Below are 7433 nucleotides of genomic sequence, written 5' to 3' on the forward strand. Positions count from 1 at the left end.
TACAATCGACTGCAATGCGGAACAGTACGACCAACACCGCCGATGTTACGGATATTAAGTTAAATTTTACCGAACTGGCGCCATGGCTTGTGAAGGCTGGTTGTGTCGGCCAATGCGTTCTGTCCGAGCGATCCCGGTGGTTCTGGCCGCCTTCATACTTGGGGCCTCCGGTGCCGCCGAAGCCGGTGAGGGCGCCTTGGGCTGGCTGTCCGGCGACTGGTATTTGACGGTCGGCGCCACCGGCATGGTCGCGCCGAATTTCGAGGGCGGCAAGAAATACCTGCTCAGCGCCTCGCCGATCATCTCGCTCGGCAAGGCCGGTCCTGCGGCCCGCTTCACCTCGCGCAACGACAACATCTCGCTGGGGTTGATCGACGACGGCGGCCTCCGCGCCGGACTGGCCGGAAAATTGCTGTTTTCGCGCGATGGCGACGACGCCGACGAGCTGAAAGGCCTTGACCCGGTGCGCTGGGGTGGCGAGGCCGGCGGCGCCCATAGCGGCTTTGTCGCCGACATCGCCGCCGACGCCTTCTATGATGTGACGCCGGACGTCAGAATTTCGGGCGGGCCGCGCGTTTCGTTCGCCTCGTCGGACTATTTCGACGCCTACTACGGCGTTAACGCCGAGGAAGCCGTGGCTTCGGGCCTCAGCCAATACCGTCCGGGCGGCGGCGTGAAGTCGGCGGCCTCGGCGGCGCGGTGACCTGGAAAGTGACCGAGCCGATGACGGCCAGCCTGTTCGGCGAATATTCGCGCCTGATGGGCCCGGCGGCCGATTCCAGCCTGGTCAAGGAGCGCGGCTCAAGAGACCAGTTCATGATCGGCGTCTCGACGACGTATCGCTTCGACTTTTCGATGTGAGCACTATCCCAGCAATCGCGTATCGACCGGATGGTTCGTGACGCCAACAATACGGATGCAGTCGCGGGCCAGCAAATCCGGGTTGAGGAGATAGTTTCTTGTGAACGGGACAATTGCACAAGGAACTTCCATGACGGCGTGGGTGGCAGCAGCGACAAAGTTCCTCCCGAGCCGTTGTGTCATGGCCAGATCGTCCTTCCAGTCATCAGGCAAACCAGGAGACGTGATGGCAACGCCATCCGGCATTTCGATCTCCAGAAGCTGATAGGTCTGGGGCATGTCTTCCGCGTCGACATGCACAAGTATCTCGAGAAGTGCCGTGGCCGGGTGATCGGCGCAGTAGACAATTGGTGTTCCCATGACATGCCAACGGCCGCCGCTGACCAAACCACCGACACCCAGCAGGTCGGCGTAGCCGGAAATGCGCCAGAGCCGCATATGTCAGGCGAAGATGCCATGGTCGATGCGATGGAGCTCTTCTTCCACCAGCGCTGCACCCGTTTCTGACTGCAAGAGGTTGATCGGTGTCTCGTTAAGCACCCTGCTGTGCTTGCGCAGCCAACGCTGCGCCTTTTCGTGATTACCGAAAACCCGATCCGCCATCGCCGAAATCCGTTCAAGCCGCATGACGCGGTCGGACTCGGCGATCGTCAGTGTCTCGTTTCGCTCCCTGCGGCGCGCCAATGTCCGTCGCGGGCCGACGATCCTATAGATTTCGTCATTGCTGAAGCCACGCTGGCGAAGTCCTTCGACCCTGGTGACATGAACGAGAAACCGTTCCGTTGCGGTGTCCGGGATTGCGGCGCCGATACGCTCGGCCTTTGGATTTGGGCTCGGCTGACCCTTGATGTGCAAGCTGGACATGTTTTAGCTCCGCTGCCATATGCCCAAAGATATAGGCGCAATTGGCACATGACGCAAGGAAACCACTAGAGTTCGGGCTTTTCAATATCGCCTGTCTCGGTTAAAAGCCCAGCCATGACGAGCTTTTCGCGCCTTTTCGCGCTGACGATACGAATTACGAGCCCGGTGTTCCGGGCGGCCTGACCGCCGCCGGAGCCGCCGGGAATTTTGCGCGCGGCCTCTCGCGCTTTTTCCAGATCATGATAGTTCAACGCCCGGGCTCTTTTGCCGCCGGGCAATGCATATGGCAGACCAATGACCGATACCCCAATGACCGACACTGTTGAAACGATCGACTATTCCAAAACGCTTTATCTGCCCCAGACGGATTTCCCGATGCGCGCCGGCTTGCCCGAGAAGGAGCCGCTGCTGGTCAAGCGCTGGCAGGACTTGGACCTCTACCGCAAGCTGCGCGACAACGCCGCCGGCCGCGAAAAATACGTGCTGCATGACGGCCCGCCCTACGCCAACGGCAACATCCACATCGGCCACGCGCTGAACAAGATCCTTAAGGACGTCATCACCCGCTCGTTCCAGATGCGCGGCTACGACTCGAACTACGTGCCCGGCTGGGATTGTCACGGCCTGCCGATCGAATGGAAGATCGAGGAGCAATACCGCGCCAAGGGTAAGAACAAGGACGAGGTTCCGGTCAACGAGTTCCGTAAGGAATGCCGCGAGTTCGCCGCGCACTGGATCAAGGTGCAGGGCGCAGAATTCCAGCGGCTGGGTGTCGTCGGCGACTTCGACAATCCCTATACGACGATGGCGTTCCGTGCCGAGGCGCGCATCGCCGGCGAACTGTTGAAATTCGCCATGTCCGGCCAGCTCTATCGCGGCTCCAAGCCGGTGATGTGGAGCGTTGTCGAGCGCACCGCGCTGGCCGAGGCCGAGGTCGAGTACCAGGACTATGAGAGCGATACGATCTGCGCGAAGTTTCCGGTCGTCAGCCTCGCTCGTCAGGTCACCAACGTCGAAGATGGGCAGCCAGCCTTGGATCCAAAGCTGACGCAGACGTCACTGGACTTGCTGGAGGCCCACGTCGTCATCTGGACGACCACGCCGTGGACCATCCCCGGCAACCGCGCCGTAAACTATTCGCCCCGCATCAACTATGGCCTCTACGAGGTCACGGCAGCAGAGAATGCTTTCGGCCCGCAACCCGGCGAAAAGCTGATCTTTGCCGACGCGCTGGCCGAAGAGGCTGCCGTCAAAGCCAAAGTGACAATGAATCGTCTCCGTAACGTTTCGGCCGAAGAGCTTGGAAGCCTTACGCTTTCTCATCCCTTCAACGGTTTGAACGGCGGCTACGAATTCCCCGTGCCGATGCTCGCCGGCGACCACGTCACCGACGATGCCGGCACCGGCTTCGTTCACACCTCGCCCAGCCACGGCCGCGAGGACTTCGACGCCTGGACGGACGCTGCATCGGAACTGCGCCAACGCGGCATCGACACGGCGATCCCGTTTCCGGTCGACGATGCCGGCTTCTTCACCAAGGACGCGCCGGGCTTCGGCGCGGACCGCGAGGGCGGAGCGGCGCGCGTCATCGACGACAACGGCAAGAAGGGCAATGCCAACCAGGCGGTCATCGACGAGCTGATCAAACGCAACGCACTGTTCGCGCGCGGCCGGCTGAAGCACTCCTATCCGCATTCGTGGCGGTCGAAGAAGCCGATCATCTTCCGTAACACGCCGCAATGGTTCGTCTATATGGACAAGGATCTGAGCGACGGCACGACGCTGCGCAGCCGTGCCTTGAAGGCCATCGACGACACCCGCTTCGTGCCGGCCGCCGGCCAGAACCGCATTCGCGCCATGATCGAGGAGCGTCCCGATTGGGTGCTGTCGCGCCAGCGCGCCTGGGGCGTGCCGATCGCCGTCTTCGCCGATGCCGACGGCAATGTTCTGCGCGACGAGGCGGTCAACCAGCGCATCGTGGACGCCTTCGAGAAGGAGGGCGCCGACGCATGGTTCGCGGCCGGCGCCAAGGAGCGTTTCCTCGGCAACCACGATGCTTCGAAATGGCAGCAGGTGATGGACATCCTCGACGTCTGGTTCGATTCCGGCTCGAGCCATGTCTTCACTCTCGAGGATCGCCCGGACCTGAAATGGCCGGCCGACCTTTACCTCGAAGGCTCCGACCAGCATCGCGGCTGGTTCCACTCCTCGCTGCTTGAAAGCTGCGGCACCAGGGGCAGGGCGCCTTACGACACAGTCGTCACCCATGGTTTCACCATGGACGAGGAGGGGCGCAAAATGTCGAAATCGCTCGGCAATACAGTCGTGCCGCAGGATGTCATCAAGCAGTCGGGCGCCGATATCCTGCGGCTATGGGTGGTGACGACCGACTACTGGGAAGACCAGCGGCTCGGCAAGAACGTGCTGCAGACCAACATCGACGCCTACCGCAAGCTGCGCAACACCATCCGCTGGATGCTGGGCACGCTTGCCCATGATGATGGCGAGGAAGGACCGCTGGATAAGATGCCGGAGCTGGAGCGGCTGATGCTGCACCGGCTCTCCGAACTCGATGAAGTCGTGCGCGCGGGCTATGACGCCTTCGAGTTCAAGCGCATCACCCGCACGCTGCTCGACTTCATGGTGGTCGAACTGTCGGCCTTCTATTTCGACATCCGCAAGGACGCGCTCTACTGCGAAGCGCCCTCCAGCGTGAAGCGCAAGGCCTCCGTGCAGGTGGTGCGCCATCTGTTCGACTGCCTGGTGAAATGGCTGGCGCCGATGCTGCCCTTCACCATGGAGGAGGCCTGGCTCGACCGTCATCCGGACGCCGTCTCGGTGCATCTCGACCAGTTCCCGCAAATCCCCGTTGACTGGAAGAACGAGGTGCTGGCGGAAAAATGGCGCAAGGTGCGCCAGGTCCGCCGTGTCGTCACCGGCGCGCTGGAGATCGCACGTGCCCAGAAGGTCATCGGCTCGTCGCTGGAAGCGGTGCCGGTCGTCACGCTCGACGATGCGGCGCTCGAAGCAGCGATATCAGACGTCGACATGGCCGAAATGGCGATCACCAGCGATCTGGTCGTTGCGCATGGCGACGCGCCTTCTGGTGCCTTCACGCTGGACGACGTCAAGGGCGTCGCCGTGGTGGTCGAGAAGGCCGAGGACCGGGGCCTGGTCAAATGCGCGCGCTCATGGCGCTACACGGCCGATGTCGGGCAGGACAGGGAATTCCCCGACGTTTCGGCGCGGGACGCGGCGGTCCTGCATGAATTGAAGGCGCTTGGTCGTATATAAGGCGGTGCACAAATGCCACGGCGGGCGGCTGATCGGCCCCCGCTCGTTGCCCTTAACGAGTGGTTGAGGTAAACACGCGAAACTCCGGACGACAAATTGTCGCCGGATTTCCGTCGCAAGAGCATAGATGATGGGAACCGTCCTTTGGCCGGTGGCGATCGAGAGGCTGTCTAGAGTGGGACTTTTTGGCATGACCGAAAGAACTTGCGCGCGGGTTGCGCTGCTGGCGCCGCTTGTCGTATCCGGCTTGGCCCTTTCCGGCTGCATGGGCTCGCCGACCTACGGGACCGACAAGACCGCCTCCGCCCAGCTTGCCGGCGATCTCACCAGCGCTTTTTCAGTCATGCCGAAGAACAAGGAAAAGATCGACTACAAGCCGCGCCCCGAACTGGTGAAGCCGGCGCCGGGACAGAAGGAATTGCCGCCGCCGCAGGACAGCATCGCGACGGCAAGCGCCGATTGGCCGGAATCGCCCGAGCAACGCCGCGCTCGCCTGCGCGCCGAGGCGACGCTCCATCAGGACGATCCGGACTACCAGGCGCAGATCGTCGATGACGTCCAGACGGATCCAACGGCGGTCAAGGCTGCGATGGCGCAGTCGGCTTCCAGTCATCCGCCGGCCTGGACTCCGGCGGATTCGGACAAGGGCCGCGCCGCCGAGGTCAAGCGCCGCCTCGCCGAAGCCAAGCAGGGTGACCCCAACACCCGCAAATATCTGAGCGAGCCGCCGGTGCAATACCGCGCCGCTGCCGCGACCGCGCCGGTGGACGACATCGGCGAGGACGAATACAAGAAAGAACGCCGCCTCAAGAAGGAAGCGGCCGCCAAGAACAAGAGCGGCATGTTCGACTGGCTGCCGTGGTAAGCTGTCAGCGCTAATGCATGTCGCGCAAAACTGTGCAGCGGTTTTGCGATAACGACATGCATAAAACAGCAATCTAAAGCGCGTCGCATGAGGCCGGTCTAACACGACGCGCGTTAGGGAAAGCTGGCGACGCTACGGTTCGCGTCGATCTCTGAAAAAATCCTTCAGAAGCAGCGCCGCGTCGCTTTCGGCCATGCCTGTATAAATGTCTGGCACATGATGGCAGGTCGGTGAGGCGAAGAAGCGCACGCCGTTGACCACCGCGCCGCCCTTCTCGTCGGCGGCGCCGAAATAAAGCCGGCGCAGCCTGGCGAAGGAAATGGCGCCGGCGCACATGGCGCAGGGCTCCAGCGTCACATAGAGATCGTGGCCGGTGAGCCGCTCGCTCGACAGCTTGCGGCAGGCCTCGCGGATCGCCAGCATCTCGGCATGGGCGGTGGGGTCGGAAAGCTCGCGGGTGCGGTTGCCGGCACTGGCAACGACCGTATCGCCGCTGGCGATGACCGCGCCGACCGGCACTTCGCCACGCAAGGCGGCGGCTTCGGCCTCCTTCAGCGCCAGCGCCATGAAATCCGGCCGCTTCAAGCGGTTTCCATTCCTATTATCTCCTCGCTACTCCGGCGTGATCCTGTTATCTAGCGCATGACCCCGAAAACCGTAATCGGTTTCGGAAGGGATCATGCGCCAAATCAAAGTCCTACAGCGTCCTTTGCGCGTCCGTACGGACGCGCGGCGCTGTAGTGCAAACGAGCAAAAGCCACATGGACGACAAAGACAAGAAATTCCCGCGCCAAAAGGGCCCGCGCAAGAACGGCCCGGGCAAGAACGGCCCGAAACCGTTGGGCCGGCGTGGTCGCGATGCCGCTGCCGGCAAGGGCGGCAAGCCGTCCTTCGGCGCGAAAAAACCTTACGCGCCGCGTGGCGACCGCCCGATGGCGGCTGACGGCGAGCGGCCGAAGCGTGACTTCAAAAGCGGCGACCGGCCGATCAGCAAGGCGCCGCGCCCTGAAGGCAGGCCCTATGAAAAGCGTGAGGGGCCGCGCAAGCCGTACGCCCCGCGCGGCGACCGCCCGATGGCGGCTGACGGCGAGCGGCCGAAGCGCGACTTCAAGAGTGGCGACCGGCCGTTCAGCAAGGGGCCGCGCCCTGAAGGCAAGCCTTATGAAAAGCGCGAGGGGCCTCGAAAACCCTATGCGCCACGCGGCGACCGCCCGATGGCAGCCGGCGGCGAGCGGCCGAAGCGCGACTTCAAGAGTGGCGACCGGCCGTTCAGCAAGGGGCCGCGTCCGGAAGGCAAGCCTTATGAGAAGCGCGAAGGTCCGCGCAAGCCCTACGCGCCGCGCGGCGACCGGCCGGCGGCTGCCGAAGGCGAGCGCAGCGAAAAAAGGCGCTTCGACCGTCCCAAGCACGACTTCGGCGATCGGCTCAAGCGCGATTTTGGCGATGATCGGCCCCGAGGGGCCTCGGGGGCGGGGGGGCACCCCCCCCCCCGGCCCGCCGCGGCGGCGGCAGCCGCGGGCGGGCGCCGTTGCCACCGGCGGGGCCCCGC

6 protein-coding genes and 2 pseudogenes are annotated in these 7433 nt (G+C 63.4%); 4 read left to right on the forward strand and 4 right to left on the reverse strand.

Features of this window, described 5'->3' with window-relative positions; all coding sequences use genetic code 11:
* Nucleotides 1-112 precede the first annotated feature (112 nt).
* Nucleotides 113-861 (forward strand): annotated as a pseudogene (locus AC0L14_RS32330) (MipA/OmpV family protein).
* A 3-nt stretch (nt 862-864) separates the two neighbouring features.
* Here AC0L14_RS32330 and AC0L14_RS32335 read toward each other — a convergent pair.
* From AC0L14_RS32335 to AC0L14_RS32345, 3 genes are all read right to left on the reverse strand, one after another.
* Nucleotides 865-1299, reverse strand: a complete 435-nt coding sequence (locus tag AC0L14_RS32335; RefSeq protein WP_473529885.1) for an RES family NAD+ phosphorylase — start codon at nt 1297-1299, stop codon at nt 865-867.
* Nucleotides 1300-1302: 3 nt separating this feature from the next.
* Nucleotides 1303-1725: a type II RES/Xre toxin-antitoxin system antitoxin gene (gene parS, locus AC0L14_RS32340; protein WP_473489393.1), complete on the reverse strand. Its 423-nt coding sequence runs from the start codon at nt 1723-1725 to the stop codon at nt 1303-1305.
* Between the two features lie 65 nt (nt 1726-1790).
* Nucleotides 1791-1976 (reverse strand): hypothetical protein, encoded by a 186-nt coding sequence (locus AC0L14_RS32345; RefSeq protein ID WP_473489394.1) that lies wholly within the window; start codon nt 1974-1976, stop codon nt 1791-1793.
* 58 nt (nt 1977-2034) lie between these two features.
* Between AC0L14_RS32345 and ileS the strand changes: the two genes are divergently transcribed.
* Nucleotides 2035-5019, forward strand: a complete 2985-nt coding sequence (ileS, locus tag AC0L14_RS32350) for an isoleucine--tRNA ligase (protein WP_473751914.1) — start codon at nt 2035-2037, stop codon at nt 5017-5019.
* Nucleotides 5020-5209: 190 nt separating this feature from the next.
* Nucleotides 5210-5884, forward strand: a complete 675-nt coding sequence (locus tag AC0L14_RS32355; RefSeq protein ID WP_473639293.1) for a hypothetical protein — start codon at nt 5210-5212, stop codon at nt 5882-5884.
* A 132-nt stretch (nt 5885-6016) separates the two neighbouring features.
* Here the strand turns inward: AC0L14_RS32355 and AC0L14_RS32360 are convergent, their stop codons facing one another.
* A complete protein-coding gene (locus AC0L14_RS32360) occupies nt 6017-6469 on the reverse strand; it encodes a nucleoside deaminase (RefSeq protein ID WP_473751915.1) in 453 nt (150 codons plus the stop codon).
* A gap of 176 nt (nt 6470-6645) precedes the next feature.
* On the opposite strand from AC0L14_RS32360, the pseudogene AC0L14_RS32365 reads away from it, so the two are divergent.
* Nucleotides 6646-7433 (forward strand): annotated as a pseudogene (locus AC0L14_RS32365) (pseudouridine synthase); the annotation flags it as partial.

The organism is Mesorhizobium sp. WSM4841, from assembly GCF_055811515.1.

Coding starts and splice junctions, on each gene's coding strand:
- AC0L14_RS32335 (WP_473529885.1), bottom strand. CDS start 1,299: ATGCGGCTCTGGCGCATTTCCGGCTACGCCGACCTGCTGGGTGTCGGT.
- parS (WP_473489393.1), bottom strand. CDS start 1,725: ATGTCCAGCTTGCACATCAAGGGTCAGCCGAGCCCAAATCCAAAGGCC.
- ileS (WP_473751914.1), top strand. CDS start 2,035: ATGACCGACACTGTTGAAACGATCGACTATTCCAAAACGCTTTATCTG.
- AC0L14_RS32355 (WP_473639293.1), top strand. CDS start 5,210: ATGACCGAAAGAACTTGCGCGCGGGTTGCGCTGCTGGCGCCGCTTGTC.